General features: G+C 71.4%; 19 protein-coding genes. 10 read left to right on the forward strand and 9 right to left on the reverse strand.

All coding sequences use genetic code 11. From position 1 onward, the window contains the following. Positions 1 to 8: 8 nt before the first annotated feature. The 6 genes from BS75_RS40360 to BS75_RS40385 all read right to left on the reverse strand — a co-directional run bounded on the left by BS75_RS40360 (position 9) and on the right by BS75_RS40385 (position 6112). Positions 9 to 1502: an APC family permease gene (locus BS75_RS40360; RefSeq protein WP_034091761.1), complete on the reverse strand. Its 1494-nt coding sequence runs from the start codon at positions 1500 to 1502 to the stop codon at positions 9 to 11. Positions 1503 to 1627: 125 nt separating this feature from the next. Then, positions 1628 to 2293, reverse strand: coding sequence for a response regulator (locus BS75_RS40365; protein WP_034091762.1), 666 nt, complete (start codon positions 2291 to 2293; stop codon positions 1628 to 1630). Beyond that, the gene (locus BS75_RS40370; RefSeq protein ID WP_152645854.1) at positions 2290 to 3462 is read right to left on the reverse strand and encodes a sensor histidine kinase; all 1173 of its coding nucleotides are present in this window, start codon (positions 3460 to 3462) and stop codon (positions 2290 to 2292) included. The genes BS75_RS40365 and BS75_RS40370 overlap by 4 nt, the downstream gene beginning before the upstream one ends. A gap of 36 nt (positions 3463 to 3498) precedes the next feature. Further along, positions 3499 to 4257, reverse strand: a complete 759-nt coding sequence (locus BS75_RS40375) for an ABC transporter permease (RefSeq protein ID WP_152645855.1) — start codon at positions 4255 to 4257, stop codon at positions 3499 to 3501. Between the two features lie 83 nt (positions 4258 to 4340). Then, complete coding sequence (locus BS75_RS40380) at positions 4341 to 5183, reverse strand: hypothetical protein (RefSeq protein ID WP_052070368.1); 843 nt, start codon at positions 5181 to 5183, stop codon at positions 4341 to 4343. Then, complete coding sequence (locus tag BS75_RS40385) at positions 5180 to 6112, reverse strand: ABC transporter ATP-binding protein (RefSeq protein ID WP_034091763.1); 933 nt, start codon at positions 6110 to 6112, stop codon at positions 5180 to 5182. The genes BS75_RS40380 and BS75_RS40385 overlap by 4 nt, the downstream gene beginning before the upstream one ends. Before the next feature lie 276 nt (positions 6113 to 6388). Between BS75_RS40385 and BS75_RS40390 the strand changes: the two genes are divergently transcribed. Continuing rightward, the gene (locus BS75_RS40390) at positions 6389 to 7381 is read left to right on the forward strand and encodes an SGNH/GDSL hydrolase family protein (protein WP_042438047.1); all 993 of its coding nucleotides are present in this window, start codon (positions 6389 to 6391) and stop codon (positions 7379 to 7381) included. Between the two features lie 63 nt (positions 7382 to 7444). On the opposite strand, the gene BS75_RS40395 is transcribed toward BS75_RS40390, so the two are convergent. Then, positions 7445 to 8455 (reverse strand): LacI family DNA-binding transcriptional regulator, encoded by a 1011-nt coding sequence (locus BS75_RS40395; RefSeq protein WP_034091764.1) that lies wholly within the window; start codon positions 8453 to 8455, stop codon positions 7445 to 7447. A gap of 305 nt (positions 8456 to 8760) precedes the next feature. Here BS75_RS40395 and BS75_RS40400 point away from each other — a divergent pair, with 305 nt between their 5' ends. Beyond that, a complete protein-coding gene (locus BS75_RS40400) occupies positions 8761 to 9732 on the forward strand; it encodes a glycoside hydrolase family 6 protein (RefSeq protein WP_034091765.1) in 972 nt (323 codons plus the stop codon). Between the two features lie 69 nt (positions 9733 to 9801). Further along, positions 9802 to 11169, forward strand: coding sequence for a glycoside hydrolase family 6 protein (locus tag BS75_RS40405; protein WP_042438008.1), 1368 nt, complete (start codon positions 9802 to 9804; stop codon positions 11167 to 11169). Positions 11170 to 11342: 173 nt separating this feature from the next. On the opposite strand, the gene BS75_RS40410 is transcribed toward BS75_RS40405, so the two are convergent. After that, entirely contained in the window at positions 11343 to 12290 is a 948-nt protein-coding gene (locus BS75_RS40410; protein ID WP_034091766.1) for a LysR family transcriptional regulator, read from the reverse strand. Positions 12291 to 12383: 93 nt separating this feature from the next. Here BS75_RS40410 and BS75_RS40415 point away from each other — a divergent pair, with 93 nt between their 5' ends. The 5 genes from BS75_RS40415 to BS75_RS40435 all read left to right on the forward strand — a co-directional run bounded on the left by BS75_RS40415 (position 12384) and on the right by BS75_RS40435 (position 16482). Continuing rightward, the gene (locus tag BS75_RS40415; protein ID WP_034091767.1) at positions 12384 to 13139 is read left to right on the forward strand and encodes an amino acid ABC transporter ATP-binding protein; all 756 of its coding nucleotides are present in this window, start codon (positions 12384 to 12386) and stop codon (positions 13137 to 13139) included. 89 nt (positions 13140 to 13228) lie between these two features. After that, complete coding sequence (locus tag BS75_RS40420; protein WP_034091768.1) at positions 13229 to 14194, forward strand: glutamate ABC transporter substrate-binding protein; 966 nt, start codon at positions 13229 to 13231, stop codon at positions 14192 to 14194. Positions 14195 to 14212: 18 nt separating this feature from the next. Further along, positions 14213 to 14839, forward strand: a complete 627-nt coding sequence (locus BS75_RS40425) for an amino acid ABC transporter permease (RefSeq protein ID WP_042438011.1) — start codon at positions 14213 to 14215, stop codon at positions 14837 to 14839. After that, positions 14836 to 15645, forward strand: coding sequence for an amino acid ABC transporter permease (locus BS75_RS40430; protein WP_042438012.1), 810 nt, complete (start codon positions 14836 to 14838; stop codon positions 15643 to 15645). Before BS75_RS40425 ends, BS75_RS40430 begins: the two co-directional genes overlap by 4 nt. An 81-nt stretch (positions 15646 to 15726) precedes the next feature. Next, a complete protein-coding gene (locus BS75_RS40435; RefSeq protein WP_034091769.1) occupies positions 15727 to 16482 on the forward strand; it encodes a class II glutamine amidotransferase in 756 nt (251 codons plus the stop codon). A 22-nt stretch (positions 16483 to 16504) separates the two neighbouring features. Here the strand turns inward: BS75_RS40435 and BS75_RS40440 are convergent, their stop codons facing one another. Next, the gene (locus BS75_RS40440; protein WP_034091770.1) at positions 16505 to 17362 is read right to left on the reverse strand and encodes a class I SAM-dependent methyltransferase; all 858 of its coding nucleotides are present in this window, start codon (positions 17360 to 17362) and stop codon (positions 16505 to 16507) included. Positions 17363 to 17621: 259 nt separating this feature from the next. Here BS75_RS40440 and BS75_RS40445 point away from each other — a divergent pair, with 259 nt between their 5' ends. Both BS75_RS40445 and BS75_RS40450 read left to right on the forward strand, forming a co-directional pair. After that, the gene (locus BS75_RS40445; RefSeq protein ID WP_152645857.1) at positions 17622 to 20957 is read left to right on the forward strand and encodes a glycosyl hydrolase family 95 catalytic domain-containing protein; all 3336 of its coding nucleotides are present in this window, start codon (positions 17622 to 17624) and stop codon (positions 20955 to 20957) included. Positions 20958 to 21233: 276 nt separating this feature from the next. Continuing rightward, positions 21234 to 26978 carry a DUF5979 domain-containing protein gene (locus BS75_RS40450; protein ID WP_152645858.1) on the forward strand — a complete coding sequence of 1915 codons (5745 nt, stop codon included), beginning with the start codon at positions 21234 to 21236 and terminating at the stop codon, positions 26976 to 26978. Positions 26979 to 26995: the final 17 nt, after the last annotated feature.

Raw genomic sequence — 26995 nt, forward strand, 5'->3', positions numbered from 1 at the left:
CACATCCATCAGACGCCCGCCTTCCGCGAACCGAATCCCGCGAACCGGTCCGGACCCAGCTCGACCTGGGAGGAGTCGATCTCCGCGTCCGGCCGGTCGCCTTTGACGAACCGTCGACACAACGGGTACAGCAGCACGGCCAGCAGCGCCACCGCGAGGCTCGTGCCGAACGTCGCGGGCTGGTCGACCGCCGTACTCCATCCCATGTACACGATCATCGCTGTGGGCAGCGCGACCACCAGGACCGCGCCGAGCCGGCCGCCGGGGACCCGAAACGGCCGGAGCATCTGCGGATACCGCCAGCGGAGGACCAGGAAGGCCGCGAATTCCAGCAGGATCGAGGCCAGCGAGAGCAGCACCGTGGCCTGCAGGATCGCGTTGAAGTCGAAGGCGGAGAGCACGATGACGACGGTGGTGCACGCCAGCAGCGCGCCCACCGGCGTGTGGAACCGTCTGCTGTCCCGGGCCATCCAGCGCGGCAGGTAGGCGTCCGCGGCCAGCGCCCGCGGAACCCGGGTGCTCGTCAGCAGGATCGCCATGAACAGCCCCACCAGGGAGAGCGCCGATCCCAGGGAGATCAGCACCTTCAGCCAGATGCCGCCCAGGATGTCGCCGACCACGACGAAGTCGCCGTCGACCCAGTCGGCGGGCGAACCCCGGTGCAGCCCGCTGCCGACGGCGGCCATGGTGGGCAGCAGGTAGGCGGTGATGATCAGCGGAACCGAGATGAGCAGGGCCCGGGTGTAGGTCCGGTGCGCGTCGGCGACCTCGCCCAGCACGGTGCTCGGGCCGTCGAATCCCAGGTACAGCCACACGATCACGCTGAGCGCGCCGGCCACCGACTCGTGGACGCTCTGCCCCGGCGCCATGAAGGGCGAGAGCACGTTGATCCCGTTGCTGACCGCATGCCAGATGCCGAGGACCGTCAGCACCGCGAACGGTGCGAGGATCAGCAGCATCATCCCGACCGAGTACTCGCTCACCGCCTTGGAGCCGCGGTAGTTCAGGTAGGCCATCGGGACGATGAGGGCGACGGTGACGATCCAGTGCAGGTCCACGACGAAACCGCCGTGGAACAGGTCCACGATCACCAGCCCCTTCCCGCGGGCGATGTCCGGGACCCAGGTGGCCAGGTAGTCGACCAGCAGGATCGGGTAGAGGGCGAGGTTCAGCACCGACCCGATCGAGTTCCAGGCCCCGAACACGAATGCCGCACCTCGGCCGAGCGCGATCTTCGCCCAGTAGTAGTAGCCGCCGTCGACCGGTATCGCAGCGCTCAACTCTGCTGCCACCAGTGCGTTCGGCACGCCGAAGACCACCGGGACCAGGACGATCATCAGCAGGGTCATGCCCGGGCCCGCGCTGGAGAGTGAGGCTTCGAGCCCGAAGGGGCCTCCGGACACCGTGAAGAAGAAGATTCCGACCAGGGGCAGCACGCCGAGCGTGCGTCTGCCCGCCCCGGGCGCCGACCGCGTGACTTCCGACGGGATCAGTTCGGTCATCCTGGGCTCCACTCTCTCTTCGCGCATGGTCGGCACAACGTACGGGGGCCTCACCGGGGCCGTCCTCGTCGTACACGTCAAAGCCGGGGCCCCTCGGTTGTCGCTGCCACCAATACCGGGCGGGGTCAGAGCCCGCGCGGCTGGATCAGGCCCGAGTCGAAGGCGGCGACCGCGGCCTGGAGCCGGTCCCGGACGCCGAGTTTCGCCAGCATGCTCTGCACGTGGCTCTTGACGGTCGTCTCCGCCAGGTTGAGCCGCTCACCGATCTCGGCGTTCGACATGCCCCGGGCGACCAGCAGCAGTACGTCCAGCTCCCGTGCCGAGAGCCGGTCCCTGATCTCCTGGCCGTCGCTGCCCGCCGCCGACTCCCCGGCCATCCGTTCCAGCAGCCGCCGGGTCACCGACGGCGCCAGCATCGCCTCGCCCGCCGCGACCACCCGGACCGCCTCGACCAGTTGGTCGCCGGTGGCGTCCTTCAACAGGAATCCCGAAGCGCCGGCCCGCAGCGCCTGGACCACGTACTCGTCGAGGTGGAACGTGGTCAGCATCAGGATCCTGGTGTGCTGCCTCCCGCCGCCGAGCAGCGCCCGCGTGGCCGCCACACCGTCGAGGCGGGGCATCCGGATGTCCATCAGCGCCACGTCCGGGCGCAGCCGGCGTACTGCCTCGACCGCTGCGGCGCCGTCGGACGCCTCGCCGACGACCTCCATCCCCGGTTCCGACGCGATGATGGCGCGCAGGCCGGAGCGGACCAGGGTCTGGTCGTCGGCGATCAGGACGCTGATGGTCACGGCACCTCCTCGGGCAGCGGGATCCAGGCCTCGACCTCGAAGCCCCCGGTGGGCCCGGCGCCGGTGCGCAGTGTCCCGCCGTAGACGCCTGCGCGCTCGCGCATGCCGACGATCCCGTGTGCCGCGCTCGACACCGGGCCCTTGGGGCCTGCGCCGTCGTCGTGCACCGATACCCTGACCGACCCTGCGCACCGGGCGACGGTGACACCGGCCCGGGCGCCGGTGCCCGCGTGCTTGAGCACATTGGTCAGCGCCTCCTGCACGATTCGGTACACCGCCAGCCCGATCCCCGGCGGGAGTTCCAGCGGCTCCAGGTCCAGCCGCGTCCGCAGTCCGCCGGCGTCCAGCCGCGCGACGAGGTCGGCCAGCCCGTCGAGTCCGGGCTGCGGGCTGAGCTCGGCCCGGGCGTCCGGGCGGAGGACGGCCAGCACGTGCCGCATCTCGGCGAGGGCCTCCCGGCTGCTGGCCGAGATCGTGGCCAGGAAGCCCGGCACCGCGTCCGGATCGGTACGCAGCGAGCGTGCCGCCGCCTCCGCCTGGATGGTGACGAGGGTGATCGAGTGGCCGATGACGTCGTGCAACTCGCGCGCGATCCGCAGCCGTTCGTCCGCGACGGCGCGCGCCGCGCGCTCGCCCTGCGCCGCCTCCAGCCGGGCGGCGCGGTCCTTGAGTTCGGCGATGTACGCGCGGCGGGTGCGGATCGCGTACCCGAGGATCCAGGCGGAGGCGACCAGCAGTCCGAGGACGGCCGTGCCCCAGGACACAGGCAGGCTGCGCGAGCCCGGCGTCGTGCTCGCCACCATGATCACCGCCGCCGAGGCTGCCGCCGCCGACGCGCCTCGCAGCGCCTGGGCACGTTCCGCGCCCTCCCCGTCGCCCGCGTACACGGCGACGGCGTAGGCCGCGCCGTAGACGCCGAAGCCGGCGGCGCCGGCCGCACAGCCGACGGAGATCATGAACGCGGCCAGCAGCGTCGTGGCGGTGAGCGAGGCGAGCGGCGCCCGCCGTCGCGGCAGCAGGAACAGTCCCTGGCAGGCGGCCAGCGGCACGATCGTCGCGTGCGGCATCCAGCCGACCAGCCGGTCCACGGATCCGGACGCGGTGAGCAGCGCCGTGAGCAGGCACAGCAGCCAGTCCACGGCGGTCCGCGACGGCCGGCGCCCGCTCACGGTCACCATCATGCCCGGTCCCGGCCGGCCGACGCGTCAGGCATCCGTGCCGCGCAGTCGGGCCACGGCGGCCGCGCCCAGGACGACCAGGTAGACCGGCAGCAGGATCGCGGCGGTGGTCGGAGCGACCAGACCGCCGCTGTGGGTGTGCCAGAGCGCGGCGCCGAGATTGGACGGCAGGTACGGGACGGTGTGCCGCCACACCGCCCCCTGCGGAAGACTGTCGACCATGGTCGGGAGCACCAGCAGGACCCCGAACACGCCGGACACGGCGAGCGCCGAGCCGCGGGCCAGGACGCCGATGAGCAGCCCGATCAGGCCGGCCGCGGTCAGGTAGAGGACGGCCCCGACGACATGGGCGAGCACGCCCGGAGCGCCCGGACCCACGCTCGGCACCCGGCCGGAGAGTTCGCCCTGGCCGGTGAGGAAGGCCGCGCCGCAGATGGCGGCCGACCCGGACAGGGCGACCAGGCCGAGCAGGGCCGCCTTGGCTGCCAGGACCAGCACCCGCTGCGGCGTCGCCGCGAAGGTGGCCCGGATCAGGCCGTTGCCGTACTCGTTGGTGACCACCAGCGCGCCCAGCGCCCCGAAGAACACCGCCCCGATCTGCACGAAGCCGAAGTTGACGTCGAGCGGGTCGAAGGCGGCCCGCTTCGCGGCACTGAACGCCGACCAGTTCGCGGCGTAGTTCGAACAGACCAGGTCCGCCAGGCCGATGCAGAAGACCGCAGCCAGGACCAGTGTCACCGGCACCGACCGCAGCGACCGCAGCTTGATCCATTCAGCGCTCAGCACGGCCCGCACCCGCATCGCCGGGGGCGGCGGCGCCGGAAGCCCCGCCCTCGTCGGCGCCGGTGTCCCGGACCTCACCCGTCCCATCACACGTCCCTCCGTCGCAGCAGGACCAACCCGGCCGCAGCCGTCGCCGCCACACAGGCGGCCAGGACGCCGAGGCCCTGCCAGGGGCCGAGCGTGTAGGGGCCGGTGTGCGGCAGCTTCCAGGCCTGCTCGCCGGCGCTCCCCGGTATGAACTCCGCCAGGTTGGCGCCGAGCCGGCCCGGCAGCATCGAGGCGATCAGCGGAGCGACCGTCAGGATGCCGAACAGCACGGCCAAGGCGGCCGGGGTCCGGCGCACCAGGAGACCGGTGAACAGGCCGAACAGCCCGACCAGGGTCAGGTACAGCCCGCCACCGAAGGCCGCCGTCAGCACACCCGGGTCGCCCAGCCCGACATGCGGCACCGGCCCGGTCAGCAGGCCCTGGCCGAGCAGCAGCGCGGCGAACGAGAGCGCCGTGCACCAGGTCCACACGACCGCCGTGAACACCGCCGCCTGCACCGCCAGTACCTGGACCCGCTGGGGCGTCGCCACGAACGTGCCGCGGACCAGGCCGCTGGTGTACTCGCCGGTCACGGTCGTGACCCCGAGCGCACCGACCAGGAGTTGGGCCAGCTCGATGCCGCGCAGGCTGGTGTACACGGGGTCGAACGACGTCCGGTCCGCTGCCGACATCCGCCCCCAGTCGCTGCGGTAGCCCCAGGTCAGCAGCCAGGCGCCGACCAGTACCAGCACGGCCGCGGCCAGCAGCGAGGCCGGCCCCGAGCGCAGCGAGCGGAACTTGATCCACTCGCTGCCGGCGGTGGCCCGGAACCGGACGCCGAGCCCTCGCCCGCTCGCGGGCTGGGCGCTCCCGGATTGGGCGCTCCCGGATTGGGCGCTCATGCCGCCCTGCTCTCTTGGGCCACCGGCTGCGGAGCCCGGTACTCGACGCTGGCACCGGTCAGCCGGAAGTAGGCCTCCTCCAAAGAGGCTGTCACATCGTGCAGTTGGTGCAGCACATGGCCGCGTGCGGCGGCCAGTTCGCCGATCTGCACCGAGTCGAGCCCCGCGACGCCCAGTCTCCCGTCCGGCTCCACGGTGACCTCCGCCCCGGCGGCACGCAGGTCGGCGGCCATCCGCTGCGGGTCGGACGCACGGACCTCGACCCGCTCGGCGGAGTGCCGGGCGATCAGCTCCGCCAACGGCGTGTCGGCCAGCAGCCGCCCGCGTCCGATGACGAGCAGGTGGTCGGCGGTCAGCGCCATCTCGCTCATCAGATGGCTGGAGACCAGGACCGTGCGGCCTTCGGCGGCCAGCTTCCGCATCAGCGTCCTGATCCACAGGATGCCGTCCGGGTCCAGGCCGTTGACCGGTTCGTCGAACAGCAGCGTGCCCGGATCGCCCAGCAGCGCCCCGGCGATGCCCAGCCGCTGCGACATGCCCAAGGAGAACCCGCCGACCCGCCTCCGCGCCACGGACGCCAGCCCGACCAGGTCGAGCACCTCGTCGACCCGTCCCCGGGCGATCCCGTTGGCGGCGGCCAGGCTGCGCAGATGGTTGTAGGCGGACCGGCCGGGGTGCACGGCGCGCGCATCCAGCAGCGCGCCGACCTCGTGCAGCGGCCAGACCGTGCCCTGGTAGCGGCGCCCGTCCACGGTGACCGACCCGGCGGACGGCAGGTCGAGGCCGAGGACCATCCGCATGGTGGTCGACTTGCCGGCTCCGTTCGGCCCGAGGAATCCGGTGACCAGCCCCGGCTCGACCCGGAAGTCGATCCCGTCCACCGCGGTCCTGCCGCCGTAGACCTTCGTCAGTCCCCGCGCCTCGATCACGCGCTTCTCGTTTCGCTCATGCCGACGACGCTAGGAGCACCGGGTCCGCGCCGACCTCGGCCGAAGGGAGGAACCCCGCCCGCTGAACGCCGGAGCTTCCTCCCTGAGGAGGAATCACGCCGTCGCACCGCGCGGATAGCGTCGTGGCCGGAGCGGCAGTTCGCGGCCGTCACGCCGGCTCGTGGACGTGTGCCGCGCTCCGGGTCGCCCACCGCCACCGCGCCCGTGCGCGACCCGGAGCGGCCGACCACGCACTCACCGAAGGGCGAACCCCCCATGGCCAACCGCGACGCCCCGCTACAGCCGAAGCAGGACCGAACGACGCCTGCCGTTCGGCGCCGCCGGTTCCGCCGGGCGCTGACCACGCTGCCCCTGGCGGCCACACTGCTGCTGTCGGCCTGTTCGGACCCGCACTCCCGGCTCGTGCCGACACCGGAACCGCACGGCCCCTACGTCGCGCTCGGGGACTCCTACACCTCCGGAACCGGCATCCCCGACCAGGTGGGCACCCCGGCCGGATGCGGGCGTTCGAGCCGCAACTATCCCGCGCTCGTGGCCCGGTACCTCGGGCTCGACGCGGACCTGGTCCACGACGCCAGCTGCAGCGGCGCGACCATCGCCGACCTGACCGGGCCGCAGTCCACGACGGGCGGCGCCAACCCGGCCCAACTCTCCGCACTGACCGCCGGGACCGCACTGGTCACCGTCGGCATCGGCGGCAACGACCTCGACTTCACCGGCATCCTCACCCGCTGCATCGCCCTCGACGCGATCGGCGCCCTCCTCGACCGGCTGGGCCGCACCACCGACGAGGACGCGCCCTGCCGCGCGTACTACACGGCCGACGGCACCGACCGGATCCAACAGCGGATCCGGGCCGCCTCCACCCGGCTCGCCGCCGCGCTCACCCGCATCCACCGACTCGCCCCGCACGCCCGCGTCTACGTCGTCGGCTACCCCGACCTGCTGCCCGCCACCGACGGCGCCGCGTGCGCGCACGTCCTCGGCGTCACCACAGGCGACGCCGCCTACCTCAACAGCGCCGAGGTCCGGCTCAACAGCGCACTCCAGCAGCAGGCCACGGCCGCCGGAGACACCTATGTCGACACCTACGCCGCCTCCCTGGGCCACGACGCCTGCTCCGCCGCCGCCACCCGCTGGATCGAACCCCTGATCCCCACGGCGGGCGGTGCGCCGCTGCACCCCGACGCCGCCGGCCAACAGGGCGCCGCCGATGCCGTCGAACGCGCCATCACGGCGGGCGACTGACTCGATCGCCGCCCCGGGGCCGCCGCCCATCGGCGGCGCACCAGCCCGCGACCGTGAAGCTGCTCAGGGGGCCGAGGCGCGCAGGACCAGATGGGTGGGGAGGATCAGCGGGCTGGGGTGCTCGCCGGCCATCAGGGAGATCAGCATCTTGGCCATCTCCCGGCCCAGGTCCTGGACCGGCTGGTGCACGGTGGTCAGCGGGGGGTCGGTGCGCCGGGCGAACGGCAGGTCGTCGAAACCGACGACCGCGACGTCGCCGGGCACCGACCGGCCTGCGGCCGTCAGCGTGCGCAGGGCGCCTGCGGCCATCATGTCCGATGCCGCGAACACCGCGTCCAGATCGGGCCGCCGATCGAGCAACCGGGCCATCGCCTGCGCGCCGCCGGCTTCGGTGAAGTCCGCGGGTTCGACGCGGGTGTGGTCGAGCCCCGCCACGGCCATGGCCTCCCGGTAGCCCTGGTACCGGGCGGCCCCGACCTGGGTGTCCTCGCGGCCGGTGATGGCGGCGATCCTGCGGCGTCCGGAGGCGATCAGGTGCTCGGTCGCCAGCCGGGCGCCGCCGCGGTTGTCGGCGTCGACGTACCAGGCGGGTTCGCCGCGCAGGGGGCGTCCGCCGAGGACGACGGGCAGGTCGAGCTGCTGTGCGAGGTGGTACAGCGGGTCGTCGCCGTGCAGGTTGAGCAGCATGATGCCGTCCGCGCGGCGGGAGCGCAGCACGCGCTCCAGGCGCGCCCGGCCGTGGTCGGTGTCGGCCAGCAGCAGCATCAGCACCAGGTCGGTCTTCTCCAGTGCCGCGTTGATTCCCACGATCACCTGGGCGAAGAAGGGATCCGCGAAGAGCTCCGGGTCGTCGTGCGAGACGGCGAGCAGCACGGACCCGGCCTGCTGGGTGGCCAGCGCCCGGGCGGTGGGATTGGGCACGTATCCCAGTTCCCGCACCGCCTTGTGCACCGCCTCACGGGCATTGCGGCTGGCGTCCCGGTCGTTGATCACCCGGGAGGCCACCGAACGCGAGACGCCCGCCCGCAACGCGACCTCGTCCAGAGTCGGACGCCGTCTGGCCTCTGTGCCCATCAGCGGGTCGGTCCCTTCTCCCGGACATCACGTCATGGAGCATCGTAGCGGTGCCGAACGGTGACCGGAAGCGCTTCCGATCATGCAGCGTTTCCATCGGCTCATCGGCGGACCGGCAGTGGCTGCCTTCCGATAATGGTTCAAAGTCTTGACAGGTCAGAGTAGTGGGGCCACGATCCCGTCCAGATCTCACCCGCCGGACGCTACCGGAAGCGCTTCCGATAATCCCTCGCCGCTGGGGGATCGAGGGAAGCGCCGCACTCGGCGGCGCCCGGCCACCCACCCGTGTGAAGGGAACGATCCACATGCAGAGACGCCTGCTCGCCCTTGCCCTGCTCACCGCGAGCGCCCTGACCGCCGTAGGTCTGAACGGTGCTCCGGCCGCCTACGCCGCCGGCAACCCGGTCGGCATGACCAACGGGTTCTACGTCGATCCCGGCAACAGCGCCGCGCAGTGGGCCGCGGCGCACCCGACCGACGGTCGCACCGCCGCCATCGAGTCCGCCATCGCCTCGCAGCCCTCGGCCGACTGGTTCACCGGGTCCAGCGGGGTGATCGGGACCGCCACCGGCGCCTACGTCGGGGCCGCGGCGAACGCCGGGAAGCTGCCGGTGCTGGTCGCGTACAACATCCCCGACCGCGATGTGTGCGCCGGCCAGTCCTCCGGCGGCGCTTCCTCCGACGCCGCCTACGACAGCTGGATCGGCGCCTTCGCAGGGGGCATCGCCGCCCGTCCGGCCCTGGTGGTGCTGGAACCGGACGCGGTCGCCGACGAGAGCTGCATGACCTCGGCCCAGATCAGCGACCGCGACGGCCTGCTGTCCAACGCCATCACCCAGTTCACCGACCAGGCCCCGAACACCTGGGTCTACCTGGACGCGGGCAACCCCGGCTGGCTGTCGGCCGCGACCATGGCCGGCTACCTCAACTCGGCCGGACTGCGCCAGGCGCACGGCTTCTCCCTCAACGTCTCCAACTTCTACACCACCGCCCAGAACGTCGCGTACGGCAACGCCGTCAACGCGGACCTCAGCGCCTGGTACGGCTACACCAAGCCCTTCGTCGTCGACACCAGCCGCAACGGCAACGGCTCCGACGGCGCCTGGTGCAACCCGGCCGGTGCCAAGCTCGGCGCCGGTGACCAGCAGGGCGGCGGCGCCGAGATGCTGCTGTGGATCAAGACGCCCGGTGAGTCGGACGGCGACTGCGGCACCAGCACCAGCCCCGCCGGCCAGTTCGACCCGCAGCTCGCCTACGACCTCGTCTACGGCTACTGACCGACGGCCACCGCTGCCCCACGCGTGCCCGCGCACCCGCGCGGGCGCACCCGTCAGGAAGAAGGACCCGTGCCCAGGAAACATCACCCGCTCGCCCGCGCGCTGGCCGCACTCACGCTGGCCGCACTCACGTTGGCCACCGCGGCGCTGGCCGCCGCACCGGCGGTGGCCGCGGCCGACACGGCCGCCGCTGCGGCCCCCGCCGGCGGTGGCCGCGCGCTGCCCGCCGACACCAGGTTCTTCACCCCGCCGCCCGCCTCCGGTTCGGTGCAGCAGATCGTCCGGCTCGCCAGGAAGGGCGACCTGGCGGACGCGGCCCTGCTCGCGAGGATGGAGGCGACCCCGCAGGCGGTCTGGCTCACCGGCGGCACCCCCGCCCAGGTCGCCCGCCAGGTCCGTACGACGCTGGCCGAGGCCGCGCGGGAACGCGCGGTGCCGGTCCTGGTGGCCTACGACATCCCCGGGCGCGACTGCGCCGAGTACTCCGCGGGCGGCGCCGCGGACCAGACCGCCTACGACGCCTGGATCTCCGCCGTCGCCAAGGCCATCGGCAACGCCCACGTCGTGGTGATCGTCGAACCGGACGCCCTGGGCAACATGCCCTCCGACTGCGCCGTCTCCGGATCCGGCAGCTACCCCTTCACGGACGCCCAGCGCATCGCCGAGGTCGGCTACGCCGCCACCGCGCTGGAGGCCGGGCCGCACACCGGCGTCTACCTCGACGGCACCAACAGCCACTGGCAGGCCGTCGGCAACATCACCCAGCGCCTGCTGGAGGCCGGCGTCCAGCACACCCAGGGCTTCTTCCTCAACGTCTCCAACTACCAGAGCGACGCCGCGCTCACCACCTACGGCACCTGGGTCTCGGACTGCATCGCGATGAGCACCGACCCGGCCAACTGGGCCTACGGAAAGGAGAGCGACTGCGCCGGCCAGTACTACCCGGCGACCGTGGACGACCCCTCGACCTGGGCGCTGACCACCGCCTGGTACCAGCAGAACATGGGCGACGCGGTCGCCGACACCCACTTCGTGATCGACAGCAGCCGCAACGGCCAGGGGGCGAACAACATGCAGACGTACGCCGCCGCACCCTACGACCAGCCCTCCTCGGTGACGTCCGCGCTCTTCGCGGGCAACTGGTGCAACCCCTCCGGCGCCGGCCTGGGCCTGCGCCCGACCGCCGACACCGGCGTGCCGCTGCTCGACGCCTACTTGTGGATCAAGACGCCCGGACAGTCCGACGGGCAGTGCGACTCCGCACTCGGCGTACGCGCCTGGGACTACACCGCCTACACCCAGCCCGGATGGCCCACCACCGCCGCGAGTCAGGCCCTGTTCGACCCGCTGTGGGGCATCGACGACCCGGCCGCGGGAGCCTGGTTCCCGCAGCAGGCGCTGCAACTGGCGCAGAAGGCCGACCCGACCCTGCGTTGACGCGTTGACCACCCTGCGTCGACCGTGGCCGGGGACCGGAGACGGAGCATCAGCCCCCGCGCCGGTCCCCGGCCCCGTCGCCGTTCGGTCCACGGCACCGCCGTGGGCGCCTGCCGGTTCAGCTCCCCGGCGGGCGGCCCGCGCCGCCCGCCGGGCTCGGGGAGGCCAGGCGGTCAGCGATCGGGCGGCACCCGCAAGCCGGGCTCAACGGTGGCCAGTGCCCGCCCCGCCGATCGCAGGGCGCCCAGCAGCGCCGCGACCGGGGCGACCCGGGTCTGGTCGGGCCAGAGCAGGGCGAAGATCCGCCGGCGCGGCCACCCTCGCAGCGGCCGTGCCACCACCCGGGGATCGGTGTGGGCGGCGACGCCGAGCTCGTTCATGGGGGCGAGCCCGATCCGGTTGGCGACCAGGGCGTGGATGGTCAACTGGTCGTCCGAGGTGGCGGCGATGCGTGGGCGGAACCCGGCTTCCTGGCAGGCCGCCATGAAGTGGGGGCGGCTGGACTCCAGGACCCAGTGCTCGTCAGCGAGATCGGCCAGGGCGACGGCGGACGAGGTGGCTGCGGGGTGGTCGGCGGGCAGCAGCACGCACCGCCGGTCCGTGAGCAGCGGGACGCGGTGCAGCCGTGGGTCCGGGGGTTCCACGCCGTGCTCGCCGGCGGACGTCTCGTCGAGGTCGCACATCACGGCGAGGTCGACTTCTCCGGTGAGCACCAGCCGTTGCGAAGTCGCGCACTCGGTCTGCGTCAGCACCACCTCCAGTTCGGGGTGGGTGCGCCGCAGGGCGCCCAGCGCGGAGGGTACGAGCCCGACGCATCCGCTCTGGAACGCGGACAGCCGGACCTGGCCGCCTCCCGTCGTGATCAGCGATGCCAGCTCGTCCTCTGCGATGCGCAGTGCGGCCAGTACCGACTCGGCGTGTCGGGCGAGCGCCTGTCCCGCTGCGGTGAGCCGGATGCCGCGTCCTTGCCTGGTGGTCAGCGGGGCGCCCACGGACCGTTCCAGGGTGCGCATCTGGTAGCTCACCGCCGGCTGGGTGTAGCCGAGGGCTTCGGCTGCGGCGGTGTAGCTCCCGGTCCGGGCCACCTCGGTGAGGACCTGCAGCTGTCGGGGATCGTACATGCGGCCAGCATAGGGGGATACATAAGAGAGTTCTATGAATCATCGAGAAAACCTTCATTGGACCTATGGATCGATTCTCGCCATGCTCACTGGGTGCCCACAGAGTCCGCGAACGAGGTCCTGCTCCGGCTGACCGGCGTCAACAAGTCCTTCGGCGCGCACCGGGCGCTCCATGACATCGACCTGGAGGTCCGCTCGGGCGAGGTCGTGGTGCTGCTCGGCGCCTCCGGCTCAGGCAAGTCGACACTGATCCGCTGCGTCAACCGGCTGGAGACCCCGGACTCCGGGGAGATCAGCCTGGACGGCGTACCGGTGCCGGTGGAGGGGCGCGAACTGGCCCGGATCCGCTCGCAGGTGGGCATGGTCTTCCAGTCGTTCAACCTCTTCGGCCACCGGACCGCGCTGCAGAACATCACCATGGCTCCGGTCCGGGTGAAGGGTCTGACCCGGGCCCGGGCCGATGAACGGGGAAGGGAACTGCTCGACCGGGTCGGCCTGGCCGACAAGGCGGACGCCTATCCGTCGCAGCTGTCCGGAGGCCAGCAGCAACGGGTGGCGATCGCCCGGGCGTTGGCGATGGAACCCCGGTTGCTGCTCTTCGACGAGCCGACTTCGGCGCTCGACCCGGAGATGATCAAAGAGGTCATCGACGTGATGGCGGAGCTCGCCGCGGAGGGAATGACGATGCTCGTAGTCACGCACGAGATGGGCTTCGCACGCCGCGCCGCCGACCGGGTCGTCTTCCTGGACGCCGGCCGGATCGTGGAGACCGCCCCGCCCGAGGAGTTCTTCGCCCGCCCGCGCACCGACCGGGCCCGGGACTTCCTGTCCAAGATCCTCAGCCACTGAACGCCTTGAGTCACTGAACGCCTTGAGTCACTGAACGCCTTGAGTCACCGAACCCGCCCAACCCGCCCAACCCTTTGGAGGACCCCCAGATGAGAACGACCGCATCCCGGCGCACCCTGACCGGAGTGGCCCTGGCCGTCACCACCGCTGCGGTCATGACGGCCTGCAGCTCCGGCTCCTCGTCGTCACTGCCCCCCGCCCCCGGGGCCAGCAGCACTGCGGGCGGCAGCGGCAGCCTCTCCTACCAGCAGGTGATCGACGCAGCCCCGGTCGCCGCCGCCTCCGACATCCCGGCCGGCAGCCTGATGGCGACGATCAAAGCGCGCGGCGAACTCGTCGAGGGCGGTACCGACACCTCGGCGCTCTTCTCCCTCACCGACCCGGTGAGCGGTCGGACCACCGGCTTCGACGCGGGCCTCGCCGCCATGCTGGCCAAGTACATCACCGGCCAGCCCAAGGTGAAGCTGGTCCAGGTACAGGTCGCCACCCGTGAGGCCCTGCTGCAGAACGGCACGGTGGACGCCGTCTTCGCGACCTACACCATCACCCCCAAGCGGGCCACCAAGGTTGCCTTCGCCGGACCGTACTACTCCTCCGGCGACGCCATTCTGGTGAAGAAGTCGGACACCTCCATCACCGACGTCGCCGACCTCAACGGCAAGACCGTCTGCACCGAGTCCAGCTCCACGGCCGCGGCGGACATCAAGAAGTACGCGCCCTCCGCCAAGCTGGTCCTGTTCGACCAGAACTCCGAGTGCGTGAACGCAGTCGAGCAGGGCCGCGCGGACGCGTACGTGCTCGACCAGGCCCTGCTGCTCGGCGACGCCTACAGCGAGCCCACGAAGGTCAAGGTCGTCGGTCAGCCCTTCACCGCCGAGCCCTACGGCATCGGCCTGCCACTGAACTCGCCCGCGATGAAGACCTTCGTGGACGACTGGCTGAAGAAGATCGAGGCGGACGGCGAGTGGGCCAAGCTGTGGCAGGCCACCATCGGCACCACACTCGGCGGCCCGGCCCCGACCCCGCCCGTCATCGGCTCCGCAGCCGGCAGCTGAGGCCGAGGGAGACCTGACGTGGAGTGGAGTTCCCTGGGACACGGCCTGCTGCTGACGCTCGGGCTGATCGGGCTGGCGTTCACCGGAGCGCTGGCGCTCGGCGTGCTGCTGGCGGTCTGCCGGATCAGTCCGGTGCTGCCGCTGCGCGCCGCCGCCACCGCCTACGTCACGGTCTTCCGCAACGTGCCGCTGCTGGTGCTGCTGGTGCTGTTCACCTTCGGACTGCCCGATGTGGGCCTGCTCGTCCCGCTGTTCGCCAACGCCGTGCTGGCCATGGCGCTGTACTGGGCGGCATTCGTCTGCGAGGTGGTCCGCAGCGGCGTGCGTACCGTCCCACGCGGACAGGTCGAGGCGGCGCGAGCACTCGGGCTGACCTTCGGCCAGATCCTCGGCCAGGTGGTGCTGCCGCAGGCGCTGCGCGCCATGGTGCAGCCGCTGGGGAACGTCTTCATCGGAGTGGCGCTCTCCAGCTCGCTGGCCGCAGCCGCAGGAGTCCCTGAGATCACCACCTGGTACGAGAACCAGGCGAACCTGGCGGACGCCCCGATCACCTCCTTCGCTGTCATCTCGGCGATATACGTGGCCATCACCCTGACGGCCGGCCTGGTCGCCGGCCGCATCGAGCGGAAGTTGGCGATCCGGTGACGAGTGCCGGCAGCAGCCCACATGACGACCTGCTCTTCGACGCGCCCGGGCCGCGCGGCAGGCGCCGGATCCGCATCGCCGGCGGCATCTCGCTGCTGGCGCTGGCCGCCCTCGCGGCTTTCGTCTGGCACCAGTTCGACGTCAACGGCCAGCTGGCCGCCGACCAGTGGCAGATGTACGCCGAGTGGCCCATCATCAACTACCTGCTGACCGGCGCGGAGAACACCCTGCTGGTCACCGCCGTCTGCGCGGCCCTCGCCTTCCCCGTGGGCGGGCTGCTGGCCCTCCTCCGGCTCAGCCGCCACGCGATCCCGCGCGCCCTCGCTCGCGGGTACGTGGAGTTCTTCCGGGCGATGCCGCTGCTCCTGCTGCTGTACCTGTTCCTCTTCGGCCTGCCGAGGCTCGGTCTGACCCTGCCGCCGTTCTGGCAGCTGGTGGTGCCGATCGCGCTGACCAACGCCGCCGTTGTCGCGGAACTGATCCGGGCCGGTGTGGGCGCGCTGGACCGGGGCCAGGGCGAGGCAGCGGAGAGCCTGGGAATGACCTACTGGCAGTCCATGCGCTGGGTGGTGCTGCCGCAGGCGGTGCGGCGGCTGGTCCCAGCGCTGGTCAGCCAGCTCGTGCGGCTGCTCAAGGACTCCGCGCTCGGCTACGTGGTCAGTTACCTGGAACTGCTGCACCGCTCGCAGGTGCTGGGCGAGTACTACCACACCGTGCTCTCCTCCTACCTGGTCGTGGCGGCCGTCTTCATCCTGGTCAACGCCTCGCTGTCGAAGACCGCGAGCTGGCTCGAACGCCGGCTGTGACACCGCGCCGCCCATCGACACCGCGCCGCCCATCGCGGCCGACGCCCCACCCACCCGCACCGACGAAAGGCCCTTTTCGGCATGTGCCGCCTGCTCGGCGTCGTCTCCCGTGGCCCCCGGCCACTGACCGACACGCTCTCCGGACTGCTCGACCCCTTCACCGCGCTCTCCTGCGAGCATGCCGACGGCTGGGGTGTCGCCGCCTGGCGGGACGGTGAACTCTCGGTCGCCAAGGACACCTCACCCGCGCACGCCAGCAAGGCCTACGCGCAGGCCTTGTCACCTGCCACCGACGCCGCACTGCTCCACCTGCGCAAGGCATCCCCGGGCCTTCCCGTGACCCCGGGCAACACCCACCCCTTCACCGCCGGAACCCTCGCCTTCGCACACAACGGCGGCTTCTCCCCGGAGCACGCCCTGGACGGCCTCATCGACGCCGAGATCCTCAGGGGAGGCGTCGGCAGCACCGACTCCGAACGCTTCTTCCTCCGGGTACTCACCCGGCTGCGCAGCACCGACCCCGACCCGGTGGACGCCATCGCCCGCACCGCCGCCGACGTACGCGCCCACGCCTCCTTCAGCAGCCTCAACTGCCTCCTGCTCACCCAGGACGCCCTGTACGCGTACGCGGAGGAGGACCCCGAGTCGGAGGCCAGCCGGCGGCGCGGCCCGGACTTCTTCCCGCTGTGGTACCGGGCCCGCCAGGACAGCGTGGTGGTGGCGTCCAGTGGCATAGGGGCGGGGGACGGTTGGCAGGTGCTGCCCTACGGCCAGGTACTCGAAATCCGTCGGGCCGACCTGCGGGTGTCCACGCACGCCGTCCTGAGCGGGGTCTGACCCGAGCTCCGTCGCCCCGGAGTCAGGCGGGCCGGACGGCTCGCAGCGCGAACATCAGCGGCACCTTCGGCTGGTGGCCCGGCAGTTGCCACCAGCCGCCCTCGCCGCGCACCATGCCCGCGAAGCGGGGCCACGGCAGCAGATCCGTCTCGCGAAGCACTTCCAGCCGTAGCCCCGCACCCGCCACGGCTTCGACGACATCGCCGATTCCGTGCCGCCACTCGTAGCTCACCGTCGCGCCTTCCAGCAGCGGTCCGTCGGTGTAGGTGTGGGCGTTGTCGATCCGCAGCGGCCCTCTGCCGCCCAAGTAGTCCCGGCGCAGTCGCAGTTGCCCCGGTTCCTCGTCCGGCTGGGGAGTGGGGCCGAGCGAGTTGAGCAGCGGGTGGAACTCCACCAGGTACAGCACCCCACCCGGCTGCAGCAGCGCGTGCACGATCTGCGCCCACCGGGGCAGGTCGGGCAGGTAGCACAGCGCGCCCTTGCCGGTGTAGACGACGTCGAAGCGCCGCCCGCCGAGGGCGGCCACGGCGTCGTGCACGTCGGCCCGGACGAACTCCAGGCTCGCGCCCACCCCGGCCGCCAGCCGCCGGGCCTGTGTGACGGACTCCCGGGAGAAGTCGAGCCCCACCGTGTGCGCGGCGCCTCGCTCGGCGAGCGCGCGCGTCTCGGTGCCCAGGTGGCACTGCAGATGCAGCACCGTGCGCCCGTGCAGGTCGCCGAGATCCGACCACTCGAAGGGCGCGAACCAATCGGCGCCGGGGCGGGAGCCGTCCAGCCCGTAGAAGTCGCTGGCCGCGTGCACGGGCGTACGGGCGTCCCAGTTCCTCTCATTGGCTGCCAGCATCTCCGGGACGGTCGGCTCACGACCTGCCTGTGTCATGAGGACATTCCTACCCGATCCGCAGCGGCGGTGAGGGCCGGTTCGCCCGCAACGCCGGTGCCGTGCTTCCAACAAATTCACACATTCGCTATTCATCCCATGGATGATCTGCTGACTCGAGGGAAGGTCAGTGGGGTCTGAGCTATCATCCCAGCTGAGGTGCCATTACCGCAGGCGGGGTCTTGTGAAGAGATCGGATGTATGTCATATTCTGCGGCACATCACCATCCGAGGCGCACCTCTTCAGCGAGGGAAACGCATGATGCAACAAGATAACTCAGAATCTAACGACTCCATCCGGGCCCAGGCCGACGCCACGCCCCCCGGCACTTCACGCCGCGCGTTGCTGCGCAGCGGCGCCGTGCTCGGCGTGCTGATGGCCGCCGGCGTGCTGCCGGCCCTGCCGTCGCGTGCTCTGCCCTCCGCGTCCGCGGCGTCCTCGGGGCCGGTCACATTGGTCCCGCCGAGCGAGGCGGTGACGATGTGGTACGAGGCAGCCGGCAGCGAGGCTTCGATCATGCAGCAGGGGCTGCCGATCGGCAACGGCCGCCTCGGCGCGCTGACCACGGGCGACTCGGCGAACGACGCGATCTACCTGACCGACGGCACCTTCTGGCAGGGCACTGCGAACACCTCGCTCGATGGCAGCGGCGACGGGCAGTTCCCCTACGACTCCACCGACTTCGGCAGCTTCGGCCAGCTGGCGGCCGCGCACCTGAGCCTGCCGACGCACACGGCGTCGGCGATCGGCGGATACCAGCGACAGCTCGACCTGAGCAACGGCTTCGCCTCGGTCACCTACCAGCTCGGCTCGGCCTCCTACCGGCGCGACGTGTACGCCAGCCACCCGGACGACGTTGTCGTCATCCACCTGACCCAGACCGGCGGCGGAACGTACTCCGGTTCGCTCTCCCTGGCCGGGACGCACAGCGAGAGCGTCGCCGCCGACAGTACGCTGACCGGCGCGGTGTCGTTCACCGGGACGCTGAGCACCGGCGGGGAGAAGTACGCGGCGATAGCCGCCGCCGCCGTCACCGGCGGGACGGTCAGCACGTCCGGATCCTCGGTCGCGTTCGCGAACTGCAGCGAGGTCGTGCTGGTGCTCAGCGCGGGCACCGACTACTCGCCGACCGCCACCGGGTACCTCGACAGCACGATCACCCCGCTGACGGTGGCCCGGTCGAAGGCCCAGTCCGCACTGGCCCGGTCCGGCGCGACGCTGCTGAACGACCACGTGGCCGACTACCAGGCACTCGCAGGCGCGATGACGGTGAACCTGGGCCAGTCGACCGCCGCGCAGAACGCGATGAGCACCGACGCCCGCCTGGCCGCCCGCTCCTCGTCCGGCACGCCGGACCCGCAGCTGGAGGCGTCCTACCTGATGCTCGGCCGGTACCTGGCAATCACCGGCTCGCGCACCGCGCTGCCGATGGGCCTGCAGGGGCTGTGGATCAACAACGACGACCCCAGCTGGTTCGCCGACTACCACACCGACATCAACCTGCAGATGAACTACTGGCTGCCGGACCGGACCGGCGTGCCCAGCTGCTTCCAGGCGTTCGCCGACTACTGCCTCGCGCAGTTGCCGGCCTGGGAGACGCGCACCCAGACACTGTTCAACTCAAGCCAGAACGGCTTCCGCAACTCCTCGGGGAAGATTGCCGGATTCACCGTCGCGATCTCGATGAACCCCTATGGCGGATTCGGCTGGTGGTGGCATCCGGCCGGCGGCGCCTGGCTGGCCAACAGCCTGTACGACCACTACCTGTACACCCAGGACGCCACCTACCTGAGCACGATCTACCCCCTGCTCAAGAGCGCCTGCCAGTTCTGGCAGGCACGCCTGATCAGCACCACCTGGACCGACGCGAACAACGTCGCGCACACGGTGCTCGTCGATGACGCGGACTGGTCCCCGGAGCACGGCCCGAGCAACGCGATCGGCATCACCTACGCCCAAGAGCTCGTCTGGCAACTCTTCCAGAACTACCAGCAGGCCGCCGCGACGCTCGGTCAGGACTCCTCCTTCGCCGCCACGATCGCCGGCCTGCAGAGCCAGCTCTACCTGCCCCAGGTCAGCTCCGTGACCGGGTGGCTCGAAGAGTGGATGACGCCGCAGAACCTGGACACCTCCGACATCCAGCACCGCCACCTGTCCCCGTTGGTCGGGCTGTTCCCCGGCGACCGGATCACCGCGGACCAGAGCCCGGCCGCCCTGCTGACCGGCGTGACGAACCTGCTGACCGCGCGCGGCATGCAGAGCTTCGGCTGGGCGGTGGCCTGGCGTTCGCTCTGCTGGGCCCGGCTGAAGAACGCGGCCAGTGCCTATCAGGAGCTGGTCTACCAGCTGACCCCCTCGGTCAACGGCTCCAACGGCACTGCGATCAACTTCTTCGACATCTACGCTGACGGCTCGTCGACCGGGGTCTTCCAGATCGACGCGAACTTCGGCATGCCTTCGGCGATGGTCGAGATGCTGCTCTACTCCCGCCCCGGCTACCTCCAGCTGCTGCCCGCGCTGCCCACCGCCTGGGCCGCGAGCGGACACGTGACCGGGATGCCCGCCCGCGGCGGCTTCACCGTCGACTTCTCCTGGACCGACGGCCAGGCCACCAGCGCGACCGTGCGCAACATCGGCCCGGCCTCCGCCGGCACGCTGATCGTCGTCGGTACATGGAGCCAGCAGGTGACCGTCCCGGCCGGCGGGTCGGTCACCGTCACCCCGGCGCCGACGCTCGCCCTGCCGACGCAGTTCATCCTGGTGAACCGGGACAGCGGACTGGCGGTCGAGGATCCTGGGTCCTCCGCTTCGGCCGGAACCCTGCTGGCGCAGAACACCCCGGGCTACACCCCGAACCAGACGTGGAACCTGGTCCAGGCGTCCGGCGCCGCACCCGGCGTCCACGACATCGTCAATGTCGGGTCCGGGCTGGGGATGAACGTGGAGGACGGGAGCACCGCGCCGGACCAGCCGATCATCCAGTGGCCGATCCAGGGCGGCAGGAACGAGCAGTGGACCGTGGCGTCGGCCGGCGGCGGCTACGTCACCGTCACCAGTGTGCTCAGCGGCCTGGTGCTGGGCGTCGCCGGCGCGGCCACCTCCACCGGCGCCGGGATCCAGCAGCAGACCCCGAACGGCTCGACCTCACAGCAGTGGCTCATGTCCCCCACGACCTTCTGTCTGGTCAACCGGAACAGCGGCCTGGTGCTGGAGGACCCCGGCTCCTCCACCTCCGCCGGAACGCTGCTGGCGCAGAACACGAAGACCGGCGCCGCCAACCAGCACTGGCAGCTGAAGCCGGCGTCCGGCGCGGCGGCCGGGGTGTTCGACATCGTCAATGTCGCGTCCGGGCTGGGGATGAACGTGGAGGACGGGGCCAGCGCGCCGGACCAGCCGATCATCCAGTGGCCGATCCAGGGCGGCAGGAACGAGCAGTGGACCGTGGCGTCGGCCGGCGGCGGCTACGTCACCGTCACCAGTGTGCTCAGCGGCCTGGTGCTGGGCGTCGCCGGCGCGGCCACCTCCACCGGTGCCGGGATCCAGCAGCAGACCCCGAACGGCTCGACCTCACAGCAGTGGCTCATGTCGTCCTGATACGGCGGCTTCCAGCCGAGTGGCACGGAGACGCGGTGTCCGGCTCGTTCTCGACGCCGGGCCGGCAGAGAGAGGGGGGCGTCGGCAGTCGCAGGTCGCGTCGGGGTCGGGCCGCTGTGCCATTGGGATGACACCAGGGCGCGCCCCGACATGCTGAGCCGCTTTTGTGCCTACCGTCCAAAGTGATCAACGTGTCATTTGGCCAACCGGCAGATGTGGACGGCGGCGACGATGAGGCATGCTCACCTCCCAGGTTCCGGGCGACCGGCGCGGACCGTGGCGGCGTTGCTGGTGGCGCTGCTGAGCGTGTTGTCGCTGCCGTTCCAGGCCGACGCCGGAGGTGGTCGGCACCGCCACCAGCACCCCTCGCTCCGGGACGGCGGCGTCGGGGTGCTGTCCAGCGGCCCGGTGATGACGTTGAACAAGGCGGTCGAAGGCGCCCCCGATCCGTTGCTGCCAGGGTCGACGTTCTCCTACAAGCTGACGCTGTCCTGCTCCTCGTTGAAGGAGTCCTGCGTCAACGCGGTCATCGAGGACACCCTGCCGCCGGAGTTCGACGTCACCGCCCTGCCCCAGTCCACCCCGACCCGCACGGTGACCTACGACGCGGCGACCCGCAAGCTGACCATCGCGTTCACCTCGCCCCTGCCCGCTCCGCCCAACCCCGAGGGCTCGGTGGGCCTCACGGCGGGCGCCACCGCCGACGTGGACATCGCCATGCGGGTACCGGAGAGCGGGCCGCTCAAGGACGGCGACTCGGTCACCAACACCGCGACCGCCAAGGCGGACAACGCCAGCCAGGTCATCTCCTCGGTCACCCAGACCGTGACCGTGCCGAAGAACCTCGACGCCAAGGCGACCAAGAGCTGGCAGCCGGGGTCCGACGTCGCCCACAGCGACGGCGAGTCGACGGTCACCCTGGGCACCGCGAACACCTCCAACAACACCTCGAAGATCGCCAAGCTGGGCATCGAGGAGTCCTCGCCCGGGCTGTTCGACAACTTCGACCTGCTCTCGGTGGGCCCGGTCACCAAGATGCCGGCCGGCGCCGACCAGGTGACCGTGCTGGTGTGCACCAAGCCCGTGGGGTCGCCCTGCACCGACGCCGAGCTGATCGCGGCGACGCCGACCGCCGGCCCCGGGCTCGCCCTGCCCGACGGCGTGACCGCCGGTCAGGTGACCGGCGTCCGCTACGAGTTCAGCAACTCCGCAGGAACGCCGCTGCCCTACGACCCGACGGGCGGCACGGTGCAGATGAGGGTGAAGCTGCGCCGCACCGTGCGCAGCACCGGGGCTGACCTCAACCCGGTGAAGCGCAGGACGGTGAAGAACTGCGCGGATCCACGGGTCCAGGCCGAAGGCAGCAAGTTCACCGTCGTCGGGGCGCCGGCCTGCACGAACCACGACATCCTGCCCAACATCGCGACCGTGGACGTCGGCAAGCGCTTCTTCCCGGACAGCCGCGGGGACTTCACCCAGAGCGGCACGGCGGTGCTGGGGCAGGGCTCGCGGGTCAGCGCGATCGTCACCGCCGCCAACACCTCACCGTTCCCGGTGGCCACGATGACCATCACGGAACCCTCCGGTTCGGCCGCGAGCGAGTTCGACAAGCTGGACGTGTCGACGCTGCGGGTCACCTTCCCCAGCGGTGCCACCACCGCTGCGGTGAGCGTGACCTGCCGCAACGGCACGGTGCTGCCGGTGCGGACGCTGACCGCCCCGCAGACGCTCCCGGCCGGCTGCCCGGACGGCAGTCCGCCCGCGCGGGTGTCGGTCACCTTCACCGGCACCGCGGCCGACGGCTCGGGCACGATCGTGCCGGGCGCGAGCGCAGGGCTCGGGGTGCACGGAAAACTCAACAGCAAGGTCACCGCCCAGGACGTCAAGGACGGAGTCCTGGACTGCGCGGACGGCTCCGCGACCAATCCCGCCAACGGTTCGGGCACGGCCGCGTCGACGTCCTGTGCGACGCTGCCGGTGGAGGAGCCGCGGGAGGACGGACGGGGCGTCAAGACCGCCTCGCAGAAGGAGATCCCGCCGGGCCAGCCGGTCACCTACACCCTGGGACTGGTCAACGACGGCAATGTCTTCCTGCCCAACGTGGTCATGACCGATCCGCCGGACCCCGCCGCCAAGGGCAACCCCTTCGACTCCATCAGGATCACCGGACTGAACTACGGGTCCGGCGGCGTCTCGCTGCCGCTGGTCCTGGAACTCTACGATCCGACCACCAGGAAGTGGGTGGAGTACCAGCAGGGGGACACCGCGCTGATGGCGCGGGCCAAGGGCGTGCGGCTGCGCTCGCCCGAGGGCCTGCCGGTCGGGGCCAGCATGCGGGTCGACGTGACCGTCGAGCTGCGTGACGGGGTGACCTCCGGCAGCCTGCGGAACTGCTTCACCACCTCCATCGACGGGCGCACGCCGAAGAGCCCGACCTGTTCCGAGGACGTCGCGATCGGGCCCGCCCGCTCCGGCGCGTCGCTGCAGAAGAGCCTGTCGCCGTCCAGCATCATCCGGCCCACCCCCGGCCTGAACCCGCTGGACGTCACGGTCCGGCTCACCGTACTGAACACCGGCAACCTCAGTCTGAAGCGGCTGCAGGTCACCGACACGGACCCGGCGTTCTTCGACTCGGTCACGGCGGTCCGGCTGGCCGGGGTGACCTTCCCCAACGGCGCCGACCGGGTCCAGGTCGACGTCTGCACCACCGGCTGCGCCGCGAAACCCCCGGTGTTCATCACCGGCACCCCCACCGACAGCACCACCCCGGGCTTCCCGGCCGGGGTCGCCCCGGCCGACATCCAGGGCGTCAGGGTCACCTTCACCTCCTCCACCGGCGGCTACACGATCGTGCCGGCCACGGCCGCGCCCGGCGGCGGAGGCTGCCCGGGCTCCAGCGTTTGCCTGGTGGTCCAGGCCCGCACCGCACTGCGGTCCGACCCGGGCAAGCCCATCCCCGACACCATCCCCGACACCGCCTCCGGCGCCGGTGAGAGCCGGCTGCAGCCCGAGGGATCGACCTTCCCCATCCCGCCGGACACGGCCACCCTGACCATCACCGAGGGCAGGAGCCAGCTGCGGGTGGAGAAGTCTCCCGCCGAGACCGTGCTCAGCCCCGGCAACCCGGCCCCCTTCACCCTGACCACCAGGAACACCGGCAGCGCACCGGTCCAGGACCTGGTGATCGTCGACCAGATCCCAGCAGGACTGCGCTTCGACGACAGCTACAACGGCGGCGGCGGCCTGCCGTACACCCTCGTCTACTCGCTGGCGGGCGGTTCCCCCAAACCCGTCGAGGTGAAGTTCGAGCCGGTCCGCGACGCCGACGGGGTGATCACCAAGCTGGTCTGGCGCTTCCCCGGCTGGCAGCTGCGCCCCAACGACCAGGTCGCCGTCACCTACCAGGTCAAGCTGGCCGGCGGCGTCGCCGCGGGCACCGTCATCCCCAATGTGTACGGGGCCGGCTCGGACAGTCAGCCGGGTATCACCTGCGACCCCTCGTCGCCGCGACTGGGCCAGGTCACCGACGACGCCGGCTACGGGCAGGGCACCTTCTGCACCTCGACCGCCAAGGTGACCACCCGCGCCGGGGTCTCCTTCGACGCCGCCAAATGGGTCGCCGGCGACCCCACCCTCGGCTTCCAGGACAGCAACAGCGGCCTCAAGGTCCCGGTCGGCGACCCGCGCTGCCCCTCGCTGACGCACCTGGGCGTCGCCTACACCCGCTATCCCTGCATCGCGCTGACCTATCCCGGTCAGCGGTTCTCCTACCTGCTGCGGATCGAGAACACCGGCACCTCCCCGGCCGTCTCGCTGCGACTGCTCGACGTCTTCCCCGCCCCGCACGACACCGGGGTGCTGCTCGGCGGCGACGAACGCGGCACCGAGTGGGACTCCGTCCCCGAACTCAACGCCCCGGTCGACTACTCGGGCCCCGGCAACCCCACCATCACCTACACGAGCACCAACAACCCCTGCGGACAGCTCGTCGCGACCCCGGAGCGCAACTGCAACGCGGCAGCGTGGAGGCCGGCGACCGCCGACCACACCACGGCCTTCGAGGCAGGCGTCCAGTTCCCCGGCGGCATGGCGCCCGGCAACGTGGCCTTCTTCCGGATGGGCTTCGACGCCCCGGCCGACCTCAGCATCCCCGGCTACCCGTCCGTCGCCTGGAACTCCTTCGCCCACAGCGAGACCGTCACCAGCGGCGGCAGCAGCACCGTCCTGCCCGTCACCGAACCGCCGAAGGCCGGGATCGGACTGGTGTTCGGCAATGTCCGCATCCTCAAGAGCGTCGTCGACCCGCCGGACGGAGCGAAGGTCGGCCCGTTCGAGGTGGAGTACACCTGCGTGCTCACCACCGCCTCCGGCGGCAACGTCGAGGTCCGCAGCGGCAAGGAGACCTTCTCGACCGCACGGCCCCTGGACCTGTCAGGAGTGCCCGCCGGAGCGGTGTGCCGGATCTGGGAGAGCGACTCGGCCGGAGCCAGGACCGACCACCTCGGCCCCGGCAATGCCATCACGGTGACCGTGAGACCGGCCGACAGAAGCTCCGAGGTGCAGACGGACACCATCACCAACAGCTACCCGCGCCGCGACCTGCTGGTCGTCAAGCGGGTCACCGGCGAGGCCGCCGACGAGTTCGGCGGAGGCCCGTTCACCATCCAGGTGGACTGCACCTTCAACGGAGCGCGGCTGCCGGACTTCCCGCAGGACCTGGTGTTCACCGGCAACGCCACCCAGGCCATCACCGACCTCCCCGTCGGCACCGTCTGCGACGCGGTCGAGACCGTCGACGGCGGCGCCACCCACGTCACCATCAAGGCCCTCAGCTCCACCCGCGTCGTCGCGGACTTCCCCGGACCCAACGGGACGACGCCCGTCGTCGGCTCCCCCCAGTCCGGAGGACAGCCCGCCACCTTCATCGTCACCAACACCTTCGCCACCGGCACCCTGGTGCTCAACAAGAGGACCATCGGACCCGGCGCGGACTACGCCGACCGGCCCTTCCGCTTCCACGTGCTCTGCGACTTCAACGGCCACCCCGGGCTCATCTCCCGTGACGTCGAGCTCCAGCGGCCCGAACTCGAAGCCGAACTGAAGGACCTGCCCGTCGGCGCGGTCTGCGCCGTGACCGAGACGGACAAGGGCGGAGCGGACGGCTTCGCCGAACCGGTGCACACCCTCACCATCAAGGAGGGCACCACCGACCTGGCCACCGCCGCACTGGAGAACCACTTCTCGGCCGGCCGACTGACCCTGCACAAGACCCTCTCCGGCCCCGCCGGGAACAGCAGCTACCTCAAGGACGCCCGGTTCGCGCTGCACGTCATGTGCGAACGCGACGGCCCCAAGGGCACGGTCACCTTCCTCGACCACACCTACACCGTCACCGCCGGCACTCCGCTCACCGTTCCGGTCCCGCTGCCGATCGGGGCCCGCTGCTGGGCCGGGGAACCCCGCGACGGCGGAGCCTTCGCGACCACCGTCGACCACCCCGACGCCCAGCACCCGGCAGTGGTGACCCTGGATCAACCCGCGATCAGCATCACCGCGGACAACGAGTACCGCGAGTCGGCGCTGCACCTCACCAAGATCACTACCGGTTCCGGCCGCGATCGAGCCGCAGGGCTCACCTTCACCCTCGAACTGACCTGCGTCCTGCCCACCAGCCTCGGCACCCCCGACCTCACCCTCGTCGACAAGCGCCGCTACCAGCTGCGTCCCGGACAGACCGTCCAGGTCACCGACCTCGGCTTCACCCTCCCCGCCGGGGCCCGCTGCTACGCCACCGAGCCCGACCACCAGGGCGCCGCCACCGTCACCATCGACCACGGAACCCCGGCCGACGCCGCGGTACTGCCCGCCACCGGCGCCGGGACGATCACTGCCGACAACGACTACACCGGCACGACCCCGCTCCCGGACACCGGCAGCGACCCGCTCCCATGGACCCTTGCCGCGGCAACACTGCTTCTCCTCGGCACCGCGACGGCGCTGCACGTCCGGCGACGCCGGTGAACCCCCAAGCCCCTGTG

This window comes from Streptacidiphilus albus JL83, assembly GCF_000744705.1.
GTDB classification, from domain to species: Bacteria; Actinomycetota; Actinomycetes; order Streptomycetales; family Streptomycetaceae; genus Streptacidiphilus; species Streptacidiphilus albus.

Coding starts and splice junctions, on each gene's coding strand:
- BS75_RS40360 (WP_034091761.1), bottom strand. CDS start 1,502: ATGACCGAACTGATCCCGTCGGAAGTCACGCGGTCGGCGCCCGGGGCG.
- BS75_RS40380 (WP_052070368.1), bottom strand. CDS start 5,183: ATGAGCGCCCAATCCGGGAGCGCCCAATCCGGGAGCGCCCAGCCCGCG.
- BS75_RS40390 (WP_042438047.1), top strand. CDS start 6,389: ATGGCCAACCGCGACGCCCCGCTACAGCCGAAGCAGGACCGAACGACG.
- BS75_RS40395 (WP_034091764.1), bottom strand. CDS start 8,455: ATGGGCACAGAGGCCAGACGGCGTCCGACTCTGGACGAGGTCGCGTTG.
- BS75_RS40400 (WP_034091765.1), top strand. CDS start 8,761: ATGCAGAGACGCCTGCTCGCCCTTGCCCTGCTCACCGCGAGCGCCCTG.
- BS75_RS40410 (WP_034091766.1), bottom strand. CDS start 12,290: ATGTACGATCCCCGACAGCTGCAGGTCCTCACCGAGGTGGCCCGGACC.
- BS75_RS40420 (WP_034091768.1), top strand. CDS start 13,229: ATGAGAACGACCGCATCCCGGCGCACCCTGACCGGAGTGGCCCTGGCC.
- BS75_RS40435 (WP_034091769.1), top strand. CDS start 15,727: ATGTGCCGCCTGCTCGGCGTCGTCTCCCGTGGCCCCCGGCCACTGACC.
- BS75_RS40440 (WP_034091770.1), bottom strand. CDS start 17,362: ATGACACAGGCAGGTCGTGAGCCGACCGTCCCGGAGATGCTGGCAGCC.
- BS75_RS40445 (WP_152645857.1), top strand. CDS start 17,622: ATGATGCAACAAGATAACTCAGAATCTAACGACTCCATCCGGGCCCAG.